The sequence below is a fragment of the Paenibacillus sp. FSL R10-2788 genome, from assembly GCF_038003885.1.
Classification (GTDB): Bacteria; Bacillota; Bacilli; order Paenibacillales; family Paenibacillaceae; genus Paenibacillus_AQ; species Paenibacillus_AQ odorifer.
In genome coordinates, this window is the sequence record NZ_JBBOQA010000001.1 from 2,064,067 (window position 1) to 2,081,438 (window position 17,372).

The 17,372-nt window shown below is 39.5% G+C and carries 17 protein-coding genes; 9 read left to right on the forward strand and 8 right to left on the reverse strand.

Annotation, left to right across the window (positions count from 1 at the left end):
• Positions 1–16: 16 nt before the first annotated feature.
• The gene (locus NSQ50_RS08905; protein ID WP_179089046.1) at positions 17–772 is read right to left on the reverse strand and encodes a LytR/AlgR family response regulator transcription factor; all 756 of its coding nucleotides are present in this window, start codon (positions 770–772) and stop codon (positions 17–19) included.
• Positions 773–948: 176 nt separating this feature from the next.
• On the opposite strand from NSQ50_RS08905, the gene NSQ50_RS08910 reads away from it, so the two are divergent.
• The 8 genes from NSQ50_RS08910 to NSQ50_RS08945 all read left to right on the forward strand — a co-directional run bounded on the left by NSQ50_RS08910 (position 949) and on the right by NSQ50_RS08945 (position 8,964).
• Positions 949–2,676, forward strand: coding sequence for an ABC transporter ATP-binding protein (locus NSQ50_RS08910; RefSeq protein ID WP_036684028.1), 1,728 nt, complete (start codon positions 949–951; stop codon positions 2,674–2,676).
• A gap of 77 nt (positions 2,677–2,753) precedes the next feature.
• Positions 2,754–2,933 (forward strand): CLI_3235 family bacteriocin precursor, encoded by a 180-nt coding sequence (locus NSQ50_RS08915; protein ID WP_036684027.1) that lies wholly within the window; start codon positions 2,754–2,756, stop codon positions 2,931–2,933.
• A gap of 40 nt (positions 2,934–2,973) precedes the next feature.
• The gene (gene ccpM, locus NSQ50_RS08920; protein WP_212592198.1) at positions 2,974–4,431 is read left to right on the forward strand and encodes a Cys-rich peptide radical SAM maturase CcpM; all 1,458 of its coding nucleotides are present in this window, start codon (positions 2,974–2,976) and stop codon (positions 4,429–4,431) included.
• An 11-nt stretch (positions 4,432–4,442) separates the two neighbouring features.
• Positions 4,443–5,552, forward strand: a complete 1,110-nt coding sequence (locus NSQ50_RS08925) for a TIGR04066 family peptide maturation system protein (protein WP_179087771.1) — start codon at positions 4,443–4,445, stop codon at positions 5,550–5,552.
• Positions 5,553–5,568: 16 nt separating this feature from the next.
• On the forward strand, positions 5,569–5,853 hold the full coding sequence (locus NSQ50_RS08930) for a hypothetical protein (protein WP_036684022.1): 285 nt from the start codon (positions 5,569–5,571) through the stop codon (positions 5,851–5,853).
• A gap of 1 nt (position 5,854) precedes the next feature.
• Positions 5,855–6,490 (forward strand): DUF6033 family protein, encoded by a 636-nt coding sequence (locus NSQ50_RS08935; RefSeq protein ID WP_036684019.1) that lies wholly within the window; start codon positions 5,855–5,857, stop codon positions 6,488–6,490.
• Between the two features lie 93 nt (positions 6,491–6,583).
• Positions 6,584–8,104: a S8 family serine peptidase gene (locus NSQ50_RS08940; protein WP_080742448.1), complete on the forward strand. Its 1,521-nt coding sequence runs from the start codon at positions 6,584–6,586 to the stop codon at positions 8,102–8,104.
• Positions 8,105–8,706: 602 nt separating this feature from the next.
• Positions 8,707–8,964, forward strand: a complete 258-nt coding sequence (locus tag NSQ50_RS08945; protein WP_036684015.1) for an AbrB/MazE/SpoVT family DNA-binding domain-containing protein — start codon at positions 8,707–8,709, stop codon at positions 8,962–8,964.
• Between the two features lie 105 nt (positions 8,965–9,069).
• Here the strand turns inward: NSQ50_RS08945 and NSQ50_RS08950 are convergent, their stop codons facing one another.
• Both NSQ50_RS08950 and NSQ50_RS08955 read right to left on the reverse strand, forming a co-directional pair.
• Complete coding sequence (locus NSQ50_RS08950) at positions 9,070–9,579, reverse strand: PadR family transcriptional regulator (protein ID WP_076224762.1); 510 nt, start codon at positions 9,577–9,579, stop codon at positions 9,070–9,072.
• Positions 9,580–9,675: 96 nt separating this feature from the next.
• A complete protein-coding gene (locus NSQ50_RS08955; RefSeq protein WP_076224764.1) occupies positions 9,676–10,839 on the reverse strand; it encodes a YhgE/Pip domain-containing protein in 1,164 nt (387 codons plus the stop codon).
• 193 nt (positions 10,840–11,032) lie between these two features.
• Between NSQ50_RS08955 and NSQ50_RS08960 the strand changes: the two genes are divergently transcribed.
• On the forward strand, positions 11,033–11,758 hold the full coding sequence (locus NSQ50_RS08960) for an HAD family hydrolase (protein WP_370511393.1): 726 nt from the start codon (positions 11,033–11,035) through the stop codon (positions 11,756–11,758).
• Between the two features lie 278 nt (positions 11,759–12,036).
• Here NSQ50_RS08960 and NSQ50_RS08965 read toward each other — a convergent pair whose 3' ends face one another.
• The 5 genes from NSQ50_RS08965 to NSQ50_RS08985 all read right to left on the reverse strand — a co-directional run bounded on the left by NSQ50_RS08965 (position 12,037) and on the right by NSQ50_RS08985 (position 17,159).
• Positions 12,037–12,588: a glutathione peroxidase gene (locus tag NSQ50_RS08965; RefSeq protein WP_076224766.1), complete on the reverse strand. Its 552-nt coding sequence runs from the start codon at positions 12,586–12,588 to the stop codon at positions 12,037–12,039.
• Positions 12,589–12,826: 238 nt separating this feature from the next.
• Positions 12,827–13,444 carry a hypothetical protein gene (locus NSQ50_RS08970; protein ID WP_094902492.1) on the reverse strand — a complete coding sequence of 206 codons (618 nt, stop codon included), beginning with the start codon at positions 13,442–13,444 and terminating at the stop codon, positions 12,827–12,829.
• Positions 13,445–13,608: 164 nt separating this feature from the next.
• On the reverse strand, positions 13,609–15,141 hold the full coding sequence (locus NSQ50_RS08975) for a DUF3502 domain-containing protein (RefSeq protein WP_076099988.1): 1,533 nt from the start codon (positions 15,139–15,141) through the stop codon (positions 13,609–13,611).
• 140 nt (positions 15,142–15,281) lie between these two features.
• Positions 15,282–16,166, reverse strand: coding sequence for a carbohydrate ABC transporter permease (locus tag NSQ50_RS08980; protein ID WP_038569639.1), 885 nt, complete (start codon positions 16,164–16,166; stop codon positions 15,282–15,284).
• A 12-nt stretch (positions 16,167–16,178) separates the two neighbouring features.
• Positions 16,179–17,159, reverse strand: a complete 981-nt coding sequence (locus NSQ50_RS08985) for an ABC transporter permease (protein ID WP_051491306.1) — start codon at positions 17,157–17,159, stop codon at positions 16,179–16,181.
• Positions 17,160–17,372 lie beyond the last annotated feature (213 nt).

The following is a 17,372-nucleotide window of genomic DNA, read 5'->3' on the forward strand; positions in this document are numbered from 1 at the left end:
ATTGATAGATAAAGAGTCATCCTCGTTCTTTGAATTGTGCAATCATATAATAGGCGTAGGCTTCTTTAACCTCTTTTGCCTGAGTACGGCCAATAGGAAACTGCTCTTGATTGTGCATGACTACGGAAGTAGCTGTAAACTTATGGACATGTTCCAGATTAACAATAACGGAACGATGAATAAGCATAAATGGACGGTTTAGTTTACTTATATATTCTGAAATTGTACCTGGAATTATGTAATGCTGCGTAGAGGTAATGATCTTTAGTCGGTTTTTAGCCAAGGAATGTTTGATTTTAACAATCGCAATAATGTCAGAATTTTTGATCACCATATGTCCATCTTCAGTTTTAATCATTAGAAACCTATTTACAGAAGAAATGATATAGTTACATAGCTTTATTATCTTTGCCTCAAAACACTCATAGTTTACTGGTTTAATCAAATAATGGTAGGGTTGCACATCAAAGCTGCTCATTACGTACTGCGGATAGTTTGTCAAGAATATAATTTGAACCTCCCGATCCGGAAGTGCACGGATTTTTTTTGCAACCTCGATTCCATTTAATCCTCTCAGTTCAATATCCATTAGAAGTATATGAAAAGGATAACTACTCTGTTGATTATAATAGTGAAGCAATTCCTCACCGGAGGTAAAATATTGAGTCTCGAAAGAGTAAGCCGTGCTTTTCATAAGTCTTGGGAGATATTCCTTTAGCAAATCGTGTTCCTTTTTCTCGTCATCGCATACGGCTATGCGTAACAAAGCCATCCCCCCCATAATTAAATTTGTTAATCTTCAGAGATACCAAAACCTGACACGAAACGTCATTCAGCCTCCTATTCCAACCATTAGCTACCAAATTACCCCAAATATTCTTTTATATGATATATTGATAGCGTTATCAATGTCAAACCAAAGCTTGAAAGTAGAAGAGGATATATTCTATGAATGATAAGGATACCCTTGAAAAACTTATCGGATTATTTAAAGCGCATAAAAAGAATTTATGTATTATTTTTCTGCTCTTAATATTTTCTACTTTGATTAGTTCCATTTTGCCGATGTTCAACAAAATTATTATTGATGAAGGATTTATGAAATCAGATGTTAGAACCATTATTTTAACGGCAATCTACATCTTTCTTTTGTCTATGTTCAGTAGCTTTTTAGATTTGCTCAAAGAAAAACGAAGAATAAAAATAGCTTCAAATATTATCTACTCCTTGCATAAAGCTGCATTTGATCGACTTATGAAAGTGAAAGTGAAATATTTCACTGATAAAAACTGCAGTGAAATTTTAAATCGCGTTAGCACCGATATATCGAATATTTCGCAAATAACGGATGGTAGCATGCTTTTTATTGTTAGTCAGTGTTTTAGTTTGGTAGGAGGAGTTATTGGACTTTTTATCATAAGTTGGGAACTTACACTTATTGTGCTTATTTTAATCCCTATAGAATATTTAATTTTGAAATCGTTTGCTAAAAAAAGAAAGTCTCTTGCGGAAAAATACATCACGAAGGATGGAGAATATTCGCATTGGTTTGAGGATAGCTTGAATGGTGTGAAGGAAACAAGGCTTTTTAATTTATTCATTTTCAAAGAAAAAGAATTTGCAGACAAGCAGAATCAAGTAATAACCTCCCATATGGGAATCAGTTTATTGGATAATTGGCGGATTACTGTGGAGAGATTTCTAATTGGAGGACTAGTTCTTCTAATATATGCTTCTGGATCGACGATGATATTAGATTCAAAGCTTTCGGTAGGAAGTATATTTGCATTTATTACCTATAGCGCTTATGTGACCACTCCTATCTCATCGATGTTGAATATTGGATACTTATTGTCGGGAATAATGCCTTCTGCCCGAAGGTATTATTCATTGCTCGAGGAAGAAATCGAAGCTTGTGATGTAGAATCCGCCAACATTGGTATGAAGCGACTCAACCCTTTTGGGAGCATTCAGTTTGAAAATGTAAGCTTTGCTTATGATACTGAACTGATCTTGTCAAATGTGAATTTCACGATTGGCAGCCATGAGAAAGTGGCCATTGTAGGAATGAATGGTTCGGGGAAGTCTACAATCCTAAATTTAATCCAGAGGTTTTACGAACCACTTGCAGGAAAAATTTTATTTGACGGAGTGGATATTAAGGCTATTAATTTGAATGAATATCGGGAATTAATTTCGACTGTTAGTCAAGAGATATATCTTTTTGACACAACCATCGAAAATAACATAAAACTTTACAGTGAAAACCATGAGGAGCAGTATAGACAGGCTATTGAGGCTACCCAATTATTAGAGAAGGATACAAGCCGGTTTGAGGATTATGTCGTAGGTTCTAATGGGAACAAGTTGTCCGGTGGACAAAAACAAAAAATCGCGATAGCCAGAGCATTAGTAAAAAGCAGGCCTATGGTGATTTTTGATGAAGCGACCTCCAACCTTGATCTTCACTCTGAACAAGCCATCAACCATCTATTAGATACAGCACTCAGTAACAATACAGTGATTATAGTCAGTCATAGGCCGGAAATTCTGAAGCATGTGGATAGAGTAATCTTTTTAGAAAAAGGCCAGGTCTCCGCTATTGGACTTCATGAGAAGTTGTCTTATACAAATGAAAGGTATCGGCTCATCACACAACAGCATCAATTCGTTTAATGGGTTTACCCTTCGAGTGATTTAAATATCAAATATTGATATTTAGATAAATACGATTTGAAAGGAGGAATAGGCATATGAAACAACTTGTAAAAAGAACAAATGCAAATTATGAAACGTTGGAGGCATATGCAGCTTGCAGTGCATGTCCTTGTTATGCATGTACATGCAATGCCAGCGGATCAAACAAAGCAGCCATGAAACAAGTAACCTATACTGGTAACTCCATGAAGATGACTGCTATTGGAATCGGGTAGTAAGTGCAATCTTAAGTATAGCTAAGAGCAGGATGGCTAAATGGCTTTATTAAAAAAGCTGTCCTGCTTCACTTTTAGAGTGGGGGGAGTTCAGGTGCCAGTATTTCATTTATTTGACACGGTAACGGGAAAATATATGTTCGATGCGAATGCAAATACATTTCTTAAATTAAATGAAAGATCTTATCAGGCTTTGTTGAACTATAGAAATTCAAACTTTGAACAAGTGGAACCGGAGATTCAAAACTTATTTGATTCCGGTTTTTTGGCGGAGAAACAGGATTTTGAGATGATTCATCCCATGAGCGACTCTTTGCAGCACAATTTAAGCAGAAGCGTTGGCTCGATAACTTTGCAGGTCACGCAAAACTGTAATTTAAGATGCAGCTATTGCGCGTATTCAGGGAGCTACTTACACAGAGTACATACCAATAAGAGAATGAAAAAAGAGGTTGCTTTGAAAGCAATTAAGTTTTTGATTGAGCACTCCGTAGATTCTCCAATTATTAATATTGGATTTTATGGAGGAGAGCCCTTACTGGAAATGGACTTAATAAAAGCTTGTGTTGCTTATGCCAGAGAACAAAGTGCGGGCAAAGAACTAACGTTTAACCTTACTACAAACGCAACTTTAATTACCGACGAAACCTTAGAGTTCTTATCTTCTAATGATTTTAATTTAACGATCAGCCTGGACGGCGATGAAGTCGCGCATGATAGAAACCGAGTTTTTGCGGTAAATAATAAAGGCAGTTTTCAGACTATTATGGATAATATTGAAAATATCAAAAACAAAACACCAGACTATGTTGATAAAGTGATGTTCAATGCAGTAATTGATCCAAATTCAGATTTTAGCTGTTCCACAAACTTTTTTTCAAACTATGAGACCGTAAAAGACTTTGCTGTTATGGCAAGTGATATAGCAAGTAGCTACAAAAAAAGTGAGTCCTTAATCAATGACAGTTTTATCAAGATGTATAATTACGAAGTTTTCAAATTATTTCTTTATAAATTTGATAGGCTTAAGAAAAATGATGTATCCAAGCTGGTGATGGAAAGCTTTGATCAAATCCAGGAGAATGTCCATAACAGGCTTAGAATCTCTTTCTATGATGTAAAAAAAGACCATCATTCCGGACCGTGTGTTCCAGGAGTACAACGATTGTTTGTGAATGCTGACGGTGCTCTGTATCCCTGTGAAAGAGTTAGTGAAGCATCTAGTGTAATGAGGATTGGGCATATAGATACAGGCTTTGAATTGGATAATATCCGGAACATACTAAACATTGGAACAATAACGGAGAAAGAATGCAAAGAGTGCTGGGCCTTTAGATATTGCACTTCTTGTGCAATGGCCGCCGATGATATCAGTGAGTTTTCTGCTGCCAAAAAATTAAGTATCTGCAATAAAGTTAAAGAAAACACTGAGAGTTTGTTTAAAGATTATTGCGTACTAAGAGAGTTAGGCTACGACTTTGATAAAGAAAAAGTGTAATGGGGGAGACAATGGTGAAAAAAAGAGCAATTGTTTATCCATATCATGCAGATTTCGGTCCGGTCGTCAGATTCTCCAATTTACTGGGCAACTTTGAGCTTGTTTCATTAATGGCACCTTTAGGTTTTGGACTGAATGAAAAAGATGCAGCGTACAGCTATTATGGTGAGGATGTGGGTATAAAAGTTAAAGATTCTTTTTCAGATGATGAATTTGATGTGTTAATGATTTGTGAATTTGAATGCAGTTTTGAAAAAGTGGTGTTCCCGACAATTATCAAAGCCGCAGAGATGGGGAAAGATATTGTTCTGCTTAACAGATGTGCTGATCATGAAGTTGAAATGGTAAAGAAGGTATGCCTGAAAAATAATGTGGAACTCACAAGTTTTTTTGGAATTGACATTGACAGAACGAAAGTAGAACTCGTTGAGAAAATACTGCTGGATATTAATGTTCCGATAATCTGCGTGGCGAGTCTTATGGAAAAATCCAATAAATTTGATGTTCAGCTTAGCCTAAGGGATTATTTCTTGAAAGAAGGGTACAAAGTAAGTCAAATTGGGACAAAATCTTATTGTGAGATTATGGGATTTCATTCTTTTCCTGATTTTATGTTTAATCATAAAGAAGCGGAGATAGATAAAATATTTCTTTTTAATCACTTCTGTAAATATATTGAATTGAACGAACGACCTGATGTAATGATTATCGGAATTCCAGGCGGGACAATGGTATATAATAATCTGTTTACCAATAGATTTGGTATTACTGCATTCGAGGCGGCTAGTGCAATCCATCCGGATGTCGGTATTATGAACTTGACCTATGATGATTTTAATGGAGAGTTTCTCGATAAGATATGTGTGTCAACAAAGCATAAATTAGGTTTTGATATTGATTGTTTTAATATGTCAAATCATAAATTTGATACGGGCAGAAGCAAACAGGATAAAGAATTGAAGTTTTTTACGGTTGATTCTAAGTTGGTTGATGAAAAAATTGCACAAATATCGCTAGAGTCAAAGGTTCCTCTGTTTAATTCGTTAAATGGGACAGACACTTTGAAATTAGCAGAATGCTGTGAAGCTCTATTGTTACAGGAAAATATGCAAATCGTATAAAAGAAGGGTGATATTTATGGATCTGGATCAAGTGCGTGAACAGATAAACGAAATATTATTCGACGTAATGGGAATGGACAAGATCAAGCTTAATGAAAACTACTTCTATGAAGATTTATTGGGCGAGGCGATGCAGTTCTCACCACGGGATTTGTTGGTTCTATTTGTACATATTGAGGAAAAACTAAAAATACAAATTCCGGAAACCGATATATTAAATGGATGCTTCAACAGCCTAGATCGAATTAATAATACAGTTTGCCGCATTCTACAGGAAAAAAGAATAAGGGAGTTGGTTTAAGTTGTTGAATGTAGCTTCACTCAGTAGCCTGAATCGTGCGGGGGCTGCAATGGTAATCCAGAAAAATAAGAGTTCAGAGATTTCATTTCAAGACGCGCTATCGACATCGAGTTCGGAAGCGGTTTTGACGGAATTGGAAAAAAAATTCGACATTAAAATCAACGTTCAAGCCATACCAAAGAACAATGAAGCAGTGAAAAGTGTATACTCTGGTAGTGTTGGCAAAGGGAATGTAACCATTGCTCCAAATATACTGAATCAGTCGGCAACAGATCCACAAATGCAAAAAAGGGTAGAAGCAATTATTCAGGATCATTTTGCTTCCAGCGCTAATGATAAACCCGGTGATGCCAGTGGCGTCATTATACATCCGGATGGAACAGCTACTTTTTGGGTGATTGGTGATTATTTAACACCTGCCGAGCGGGAGAAGATTAATAAAGAAGTAGAGGCAGAAAAAAAAAGAAAGGCGGAGCAGTTAGACTCGTTGAGTAAATTAAGTAGCAGCTCTAGCCTATCACAATTCGGGTTATTTATTGACAACTCCAATAATGGTGAAGAAGATAGCATGTATTTAAATAGTGTGCTACAAGCTAGTCTGGATTCGATGCTGCGGAAAAAGAACCTGTTTAATTAAATGATTAATCACTTTTTTAATCATGACTACCGCCTGGGTCAATGGATTTGTGACCAATGAGGCGGTTTTATTTTTGTCGATCTGTAAAAGGAGATGATGAACATCGAAGCTAAAGTGAAAATTGCCGTGATTGATGATGGTATCAACGAATATTTGCTAGGTGAACCGGTTGTTCAACAGTTGATCTTCAATGAAGATTTCACAATAGACGCTTATACAATAGACAGTCCCGAAAGAATAACTCACGGCACCATCTGCGCAGGCATAATTAAGCACTATTATCCGGAAATCTATATGTATAGCTTGAAGATATTGTCTGATACCTTAAGGGGAAATATCCAGAAGTTGTATAGTGCACTAGAATGGTGCGTTCAAAATGATATCCAAGTTGTAAATATCAGCTTGGGAAGCCATTGCTCAGCGGATTTATTAGAAACGCAGAGAGTTATAAACAAGGTTGCTGGTCAAGGCTTAGTTATTGTAAGTGCCGCAAGTAATCATGATTATATTACATATCCAGCTTCTTTTTCAAACGTTATAGGTGTTAAGAGAGAGGTAAGCAACACGCTGCACGAAGGGGAGTTTTATCTCAATGATAATATCATCGACGGTATAGAATTTACGGCTTTTGCTAGACATCATTTGAATGGTAAAGAGTGCAGCAACTCGAACAGCTTTGCCGCGCCCATGATTACAGCCAAAGTATGTGAACTCATTGGTAAATCTCACCTAACTAACTTGCAGCAAATAAAACTCATGTTGTCGAAAATGGCAAATAACTATAGGGACGATAAACACTTGTTTATTTGCTATGCTGACCCTGATTGGATAAGTGATATATTAGTATGCTATGTGAACGGAAAATGCAAATTGGACAATCGGAATCTTTGCGTTAACATACACGGTGAAATTGTCGTTCCCGCTGAGTCGGCTTATGATGCTGTTGATGCAGCCCTATTGGCTTACAATGAAAATATTGAGACTCTCGTTGTGATCAGCAGAGATCTTTACCCTGATGCTTATGTTGAATTACAGTGGATTGCTTCGAAATACAATAAAAATGTAGTGTTTATTGACAATTATCAAGGAAAAGATATGAACAAGATAGTTAACAATCAGTGTACTAACATTAAGTTATGGCATAGCTTATTCAAAATACACAACATTTACACACTTAACAGCACCCCGTTGCTGATCGAAGAGCCAATGGTTTCTATTTACATCCCTGCTGACACTGACTTTGAAGTTATTCTCTGGTTAAAAGGGCAATTTAAAAATAATAACTATAACAGTTATTTTGCATCGAATCACCCTATCGGAGTTTTATACGGAATAGACTATGTTCCTGAGACAAACTCAGCGCAGACATCTTCCTATTTTTCCTTAATTCTGAATAAGAAATCTTACGATATCGCGATATATGTCTTATATGGCTATGATATTTCGGATAAAATAGAAACGGATATTGAAATAGACATTGAACCATTAAACGGTTACTTTCAAGCAACTTTTGCTGTAAATGGCTTATGCCAGGAACGTATTATCAATATTAAACAGATTGATGAAACCTTTATCGGAGAACTTTATAATTCTATAGTTTATTTACTCTCTTAATGGGGGACAAAAATCATCAAACACTTAGAATACCCTCCATTAATAACTTCTTTGATAGCCCCTCGTTAGTCGACTTCCGGATTCATCGTATTTACACTACAGTGATATCATCAGCCTTGTATTTACATGAGGATTCGATACACACACTACTCATAGCGAAATTATTATTCCAATGATAGATCCTATTTAAGTTTGACTTACTAAACATCTGGGTAAATGACGGAGTAGCGTTCTTGCTAGTTTTCGACAATTTCCTACTTGTGATTGCGGATAAGCGGAGTGACAAGATTTACAAATAGATTAACGAAGGTATTTTAGGGTAGAATTGTCATCAAGTAGGGTTACATTCTGGGTGGATTTCGACATTCCAGAGAAGCCCCCTATTTTTTTGTGTTCTGACACGGCTTCATATCTTGGTGCTCAACAGATATCATACATTGTCGAAATTTTGTCGAATAATATCATATAATGTAGAAAAATAATTGACAGGAAATGAATAGAACTTTAGAATTAGGTAGTAGCGTAATCATTACTATCATATAGAAGCGTACATAGCTTTTAGCAAGAATGATTATAAATGTGACTTCAAGGGAGGATGTACGATGATGAAAGCAACAGGCATAGTAAGAAAAGTGGATGAATTGGGACGTATCGTAATTCCTATTGAACTGCGTAGAACAATGGGAATCGACATAAAAGACCCGCTCGAAATTTTTGTAGACGCTGAAAAGATTATCCTTAGAAAATATGAGCCAACTTGTATCTTCTCCGGAAGCTCAGAAAACCTGATCAATTTCAAAGGTAAAATGGTAAGCAAAGATGTTCTTGATGAACTTATTGCAAGCTTTGATAGAGCATAATCCATATACCACATATGATTCCAAAAAAAAGAACCGGTATTACAAGCACAAGATGTGCCTGTAATACCGGTTCTTTTTTTTATGGTGTACTTTCGAAAGCGGGTTTTATTTAGACTCTAGCACACTTTGGATTTTTTTGATAAAAGCATCATATTGTACGAGGCCTAGCTCCATGCACAACTTCTGGTAGGAAGATAACTTGTAATCTAGCTGGTTCAACTTCTGTTCCAGATCGTCGTACATTGCCTGCTTTTCTATCAATGCTTGCCGAAGCAGATTATCTATGTTCTCTTTGTCCGTCTTTTCCCCAAAATACAGGTGCATAAAAAAGTCAGAACGCAGAACATCTTTTTCGGCTGGTGATTGTAGATAAGTGTGGAACTGATCCAAGCCGGCAGAGGTAATGGTGAATACATTTTTGTCGGGTTTGCCTTCCTGTCGCACAGATTCTTTAGTGATCAGATTCAGCTTTTCCATCTTGCTTAGGGTAGGATAGATCGTGCCATAGCTGGCATCGAAGAAAAATGAGAAGTATTCCTCGAAATGTCGTTTTATCTCGTAACCAGAATGAGGTTTTTCGCTTAAAATCCCCAGAATAACATCTTGTATGTTCATAAATCATTGCCGCTCCTTTCTTTCACTTCCTACCATATCACAACTGCATATCGCTCTCAATTTGAAATGGCATAGCCGGAGTGGCAAACTGTATAATTACGCATTTACTGACACGGGCTCTTGTTCTCGTGAGATCCGAGTTTCTTTACGAAGGAAAGTGACAAGTACGCTTAATACAGCAATTGTTGCCCCAATACAGAGTAAATAGAACATATCTTTCCATACCCCGTTACCCCCGATAACCAGGTCGAGCATACCATTAACTGCATAGTAAGCGGGCGAAAAGGGACCGATCCAGTTATAAAAAGGTGAAAGCACATCGCGTGGAATAGTTGCTCCGGACGCTAGCATTTGCATGGAGAGAAGGGCAATATTTAGCCAGCCGCCAGCATCCCCGAGGAGCAGCAGACTAAACTGAGCAAGGATCATACAGGAGAGAATTACCGTGAACTCGAACAGCCACATAAGCAGAAAGCCACGATTAGAGTGGATACCGAGTGAGTTAACCATGATAGTTCCCACTAGTGAGATAAGCACAGCCGTTCCACCCATTATGACAAATCGGGCTGCAAAGCGATTCCATTTACTAAATTGTCCAGACAAGTTGGAGGAAGCTTTATGGAGATTCATCGCGAGTAACATAGCACCGGTAAATGAGGCGGTAACGATCATTAAGGGAACCATAGTTTGTGCAAAATTAGTTGTAGGGTTAATGATTTCGACGTTGGCGGAAATGCGGCTGCTTGCAGCACTTTTGATGATCTCCGCTTGTGCCTGCGGCAGATTCATAGCATCCAAGGTGTGGCTTAGTGCTGAACTACTGCTTTGAGTGTTCATTGCAGCCGTGACTTTAAATGCTACCGTCTGCATGACATTGCTGACCATCTGCGGATTAGATTCATTTAAGAAGTAGTGGAGTTCAGTCTTTGCAGATGGATTGCTGATCTGTCCAGTGAACCCTTGGGGAATATTGATAATCATGCGGATTTCTCTATGCTCAAGTGCTTCTTTTGCATTTTCTAGTTGGAGATCCTGTCTGGTTACGAACTGAAGTGATCCTGCAATCCCATCGACTATAGGCTGGGCATTTGTACCATCCTCATTAACAATAGCAATGGGCAACTGATCTACCCGATCCGTTACATGATCGTACCCTGTAATCCAAATTAAGCTGAAAAAAACTTGGAACAATAGTGCAGTTATAATTCCAATGATGGTAGCAGGCTGCTTGAGGAAGCGCATGATTAATTGATTTGACATGGTTATTTCTCCTTTATATTTCAAGTTGTAATATTACAGATTGAAATATATCATAACGAAATATAAACTGCAACAGAAAAAGTTAAGAGCATGGACATTACAAAGCGATTTCATATATCATAGGGCTTGTACTGGAAATATCGCACAGATGAATGTCTTACCTGAAGCAGAACAGAATGGGGAGGAACAACAGATGAATAACGAAGTACATGGAATGGAACAAAACGTGGTTCATGCGAAACTGAACAAGCCAGAAGCGATTGTATTTGATATGGATGGAACATTGTTCCAGACTGAAAGTCTTTTATTGCCTGCATATCATAAAATGTTCGATATTTTGCGGGAAGAGGGACTATACGTAGGACCTACACCACCAGAAGAACGTATTCTAGGCTGCTTGGGGATGTTGCTGGCAGACATTTGGAAGAATGTTATGCCTGAAGCAGATGAAGCCGTGCACCGCCGGGCGGATGAATTGCTCCTGCAGCTGGAGATTGAAGGGCTTGAAGCCGGAGGCACACTACTGTATCCACAGGTGGTTGAGACACTGACAGCGCTTAAAGAGCGCGGAGTGAAGCTGTTTGTGGCTAGCAACGGGCTGGAGGATTACATTCACAGCATCGTTGTGGTACATGAGCTTAAGGCGTTGTTCGAAGGATTGTATAGTGCGGGAGGTCAAGGCACTGCGACTAAGACCGAGTTGCTACGCATTCTTTTGGATAATCATGGGATCAGCAGTGCCTGGATGGTTGGGGACCGTTCTTCTGATGTTCAGGCAGGTAAAGGAAATGGCCAGACCGTAATCGGCTGCGCCTATGCAGGCTTCGGACGTCAGGATGAGCTGAAGGGCTCTGATGTCATTATTACCTCCTTCGACGAATTGGTTGACTTATACGATAACGCAACGATTAGTGAATAAGAACTTACGATGGGGAGTTTGCTTAGCTTACAAGCAAGCGCTTGATCACATAAAAGACAACCTTCTTGAAGAAGGTTGTCTTTTTATTGAAGTCAAAAAGATGGTGCTTCAGTTGAAAGAAATCGGTATCGTCGTCAGGCAGTAAAGATATATACATAAATAAAGGAAGTAATCCGATAAAAAATGGAGAGGGTCTATATATGTTTTGCATGCCTAATATGTAAACCCTTTATGTTAAACTATCGTTCTCTGTGGGTTAAATTACCAATCGGATTCATTTACTTTAAAAGAAGTGACTCAATAAATGGCTCTATGTCAAAAGGTTTAGTCGTTGTTTCGGATCTACCGTATACATGACCGTTTCTATCGATTAAAAACTTCGAAAAATTCCACTTAACCCCATCGCCGGCATATATGTCCGGATACTTTTCCTGCAGAAAATCCTGCATCCATTTACCGCCTGATGTCTCAGTATCGAATCCTTGAAATGGTGCTTGCTGTGTTAGATATTGAAATAAAGGATGGGCAGACGGTCCCCTAACCTCAACTTTCTCAAATAAAGGAAACTTAACTCCAAAGTTGCTCTCACAATATTCATGTACTTCCGAGTTGCTTTCTGGCTCCTTCTCGTTGAATTGGTTACAAGGAAAACCAAGTATTTCAAACCCTTGCTCATGGTGAATTTCGTAAATTTTTTGGAGATCAGGTAATTGGCGAGAATAGCTGCACCTACTGGCAGTGTTCAGAATAAGCAGAACTTTTCCTCGATAAATGGACAATTCAACAGGCTCACCATGAATTGACTTTGCTTGAAAATCATAAATAGACATCAGACTATCCCTCCACGTTATTATTATAAATAACATAATAGCGCTATAGGCGTTTATTGGTCTAATATATAATAGAAATAATATTTATAGTATTAACCTATAACGGGCAACACTCGATCATTAATTACAATAAAAGTATTCCTCCAATATTCCCTTAGTTGTTACCGGTTAGTTTAATAGAAAAGAAGAGCTACCTTATAGGAAGCTCCCCCACTATCGTTTTCCGTTAGTGTAGTCTCTAAAATACAAATTCTTTCTCGTTGTTTTCCCCATCAAGATATCTAACCCTACAGTAATCTTTCCAATTATCCCAATTTGTTATACTGTCAACTTCCACGCGAAATAATTCATTATATGGCATATTCATCGGATTAGAAAAATCATAAAAAACAAGTTCATAAGGACATGCCCAATAGCATCCATCAATCACTATTAATTTTTTTTGTTGAAAATATATTATTTCCCCCCAGCAAAATCCATGACCTTTATATGCCTCTTCAGGAACATAATGTTTGGTTTGTTTATTTGATAAATTAACAATTGAATACCCTTGATAATCTAACCCACCTAAAAGATATTCTATGCCATTTATCTCTAACCAACTGAATAGAAATGTGCCGAAGTTTCTATATATTATGTCGATGGTTTTATGCTCACTATCCGTAATAATTCCTTTTGTATAATTATATCTAATAATACCTTCTACATGGTTATAGTGATGGATTTCAAGTTTAAACTTCCCTGATGGTGAATAAAAAATTTCAGTTTTCTCAGGATTGTAAAATTCATCTTGAAAATAGTACATCATCGTAGCTCTTTCACTGAGAAACTGAGTATCATTAACAATATTCCTCAAAGTTTTTCACCCCGCCTTAGTATTACAAATTGTACCATAATATCGGACATGCTATTACGCTTTTCTGCCTGTTAGCTACGTCGTTCGGTGACGCCAAAAGAAGCGTGTCTCCATTAAGGAGCACGCTTCTTTGTTGACCGGTATGATAATTGCCGCGGCGGTGCTTACTGCTGCTTAGCGTACCATTCGGAAAATTGTTTCTGGTATTCAGCGATATATTTGTCTATTCCCGCTGCTTTTAGTCTGTCCAGCGCTTTGGGGAAGGCGGTGTCATAATCGCTGAAGCCGCTGCCGATCGGAGCGAGGTATTCAGTGAATACGCCGTTCAGCTTCGTTTCTTCATTCTTGACGGGTGTATTGTCAAAGTTGAAGCCGGCACCTTTGGAAATGATAGCTCCATCGTCCCAAGCTTTATATTCTGCAATGAATTCGTCCGGTACCGTGTTATCGAAACGCATGAAGTTTTTGTTCATCAGCAGCCAGTCAGGGATCAGCGAATCAGTGGTTATTTTGGTCAAACGCCCGTTTTCATCCAGCGTATAGTCTGTTCCTTCTATCCCGTAGGCGAACAAGTCGTACAGCTCCTGGTTTTTTTGCAGCAGATTGAAGAACATGACGTAACGTTCAGGGTCTTTAGCTGCGGTGGAGACGAAAAAGGCGGTGCTGTAAGTGCCGCGGCTGATTTTTGGACGGCCGCTGCCGAGGAAATAGTTGACCAGTTTGGCATCAGGCACTGCTTGTGAGATGGTTGCCGCACCTTCGAATGGGCGTGCCGCTGTGCCGGCCCAGAACATCGCTTTACCGGAGTTCCAGTCAGACTGCAGCTGCGGAACATTGGTGGCGGCATATTTCGGAATGATTCCTTTTTCATACCAGCCGTGCATAAGGTTCGCATAACTCTTGAACTCTTCGGTTTCAAACCAGCTAATAATTTTATCATCCTTCACAGACTCATCCAGGGCAATAAAATCATTTTGCCAATAGAGGTTTTTGTCCGTGTAATCATATTGTAGGAGTCTGCGTGCATCGGTGTTGGCGTACCCGATCAGTTCGGGATGAATGGCATGGACCTTATCATAGAACTGCTCTAGTTCCCCCAGTGAAGTGACCTGTGTCATCCCGGCTTCTTCAAGCAAATCCTGTCTGACTAGCGCACTGTAGAATTCCGCAGAATTCGGTTTGTTGCCGACGGGGATCGCATACTGCTTGCCTTCCAGCTGAAAGGCTTTGAAGGAGGCCTCGTCCACATTTTTACTCAAATCAGCTGCTGCATCGGCATACGGAGTGAGGTCGGCATAAAGCCCCTTTGCCACAGATTTTACCATGTAATTGGCATCTGTATAGGTTGCGAAGTCTTCTCCCGTAGACAGCATTAAGTCAGTTTTGCCGCCGCCATATTCGGTCCAAGGAAGAAACTGAAATTCAACCTCAGCATTGATTTCTTTCTTAATAGTGTCGTAGAACGATGTCTTCGCTAGTTCCTTCATCCGGTTGGACTCATCCCCGTACAGCACAATTTTCAATTTGGCAGGAGTCAAGGCGCTGCCGTCATTACTACCGCTATCCGTAGAGGAAGAGGTACCTTCATTTCCAGTCCCAGAACTAGGGGGAGCGCTTTCATTGTTGCCCTGAGCACAGCCACTTACCAAGAACACCGCAGCTAGGAGCAAACTTAACCAACCTTTTTTCTTTTTCATGATGAACCCTCCTGTAATAGAATCATAATGTTTGAGGCATCTATTGCAAAGGCCGTGCTCCCTTAAGTCCCATTGTACATCAAGAAGTAGGGGAGCATAAACCCGGTGCAACCGAACATAATTTGGTATCTTTGCTGGAATTATCCTTTGACCGAACCTACAATAATACCTTTGACAAAAAAACGCTGGAGAAAAGGATATAATATGGCGATTGGCAAAACGGTCAGACAGGTCATTGCCATTTTGGCTGTCTCCAGTGGCGGTGCGATGATAGCTCCACCAACTTGAGCAGCATTGCCGGAAGCCAGGAACTGAATGTTCGCCATCATGTTATACATCAAATATTGGATCGTATAGAGATCCTGATCGGATACCAGCATTAGTGGCAAATAGAAGTCATTCCAGAATTGCAGTGCGTAAAAGAGCGAGATGGTGACCAGTCCGACGCGGCCCAGCGGAATCATAATGCTGAAGAAGATGCGCAGATGTCCGGCACCATCGATTTGCGCAGATTCCACGATTTCATGCGGGATGCTACGGAAATAGTTAGCCATGAGAAACATCAGAAAGACGCTTAGCACATAAGGGATGAACAGACCGATGAGCGTATCGCCCAAATGATAATATTTGGTGCTAAGCAGATACCATGGCAGCGTTCCTCCGCTGAACAGCATTGTAAAATAGGCGAAGAAGGCGAAGAAATTTTTGAGCCGGAAGCTTTTAACGGAAATAACATAAGCGTAAGCGGTGGTCACCAATACGGCCGACACGGTACCCAGCACCGTAACGATCACCGACATGGAATACGCCCGCAGAATCTGCTGTGCCTTCGAGCCAAACAGGAATTCATAGGTTTCAAAGGTAAAGCCTCTGGGCCAGAACGAATAGCCTTCCGCGGCGATTCTGGATTCGGTAGATAATGAGCCGGATACTGCCAGAATAAACGGCGCTAGACAGATTACTGAAAATACGGCAATACAGATGTAAAAGAAAATGAGCAGGCCTTTGTTTTCGGTAGTTTGCATCTTATCAGTCTCCTAAAATAGTTTGCTGTCTTTGTCATACCAGCCGGCTAATTTGTTGGCCACCAGCACCAGGATGAAACCAAAGACGGATTGATAGAGCGTGATGGCTGAAGCAAAGCCGAATTCTCCGGAACGGATGGCTGTGCGGTATACATACACATCGATAATGTCGGTAGTCGGCAGAAGCAACGGATTCAGGAACGTTACCCCCATAATCATACTGAGATCGCCTTTTAGCATGCCCCCGATGCCCAGCAGCGTCATCAGAATGATCGACGGAATCAGCATTGGCACCGTAATTTTGGTGATAATCTGCCATCTGGAGGCACCATCGATTCTTGCAGCTTCATAATAGGAAGTGTCGATGCCTTGCAGCACCGCATAATAGATAATGGCGCCGTAACCAGCGCTTTTCCAGATATTCGCTAGCACGAGAATGATTACGAACAGCCAAGGGCTGGAATACCAGTCAACCTGAGAGAAGCCGAATGTCTGGAGCAACTGGTTCATAATGCCTTTGTCGTAATCCAGCAGGGAGAACAGAATGGCTCCGATAATAATCCAGGAAATAAAATACGGGAAAAACATGACGCTCTGCGTGATTTTGATAAACCATTTGCTGCGCAGCTCATTTAGAATAATGGCGATGGCCACTGAAAAAAACGTGCCGGTTAGCATATACAGCGCATTTAACATCACCGTGTTGCGTGTAGCCCTAAGAGAATCTTCCATACTAGAGAAGAAAAACTCGAAATTAGAGAAGCCGGCCCACGGGCTGCCGAAGATTCCGTCGTTGAAGTTGTAATTTTTAAAGACGAGAATCAGACCACTCATCGGCAGATAAGCAAAAAGAATTAGAATGACGATTCCCGGAAGAGCGAGCAAATAAAGCGAGCTGTCCTTCCTTAGGGATTTACGGAAGCTCTTGGCTTTAGCCGTCCTGATTCCCGGACTTGGCATTCCTTGTGTCTCCGATGTAGCCTCTTGCATCATTAACAGTCCACTCCTTTATACTAGCGTTGTCATTTCCGTCCCTTGTTTAGGAGAACGCTTTACATGAAAATCATAAATCCACCCGGAATGTAAACGCTATCATAATAAACGGAAAAAAGTTAAAAAAAGCGGAAAAGGACGGCTTAAAAAAACGAAAAAAACAGAACTTTTTTGTTTTTTAGGTGCTAAAAAGCCTGATTTAAAGGGAAATCT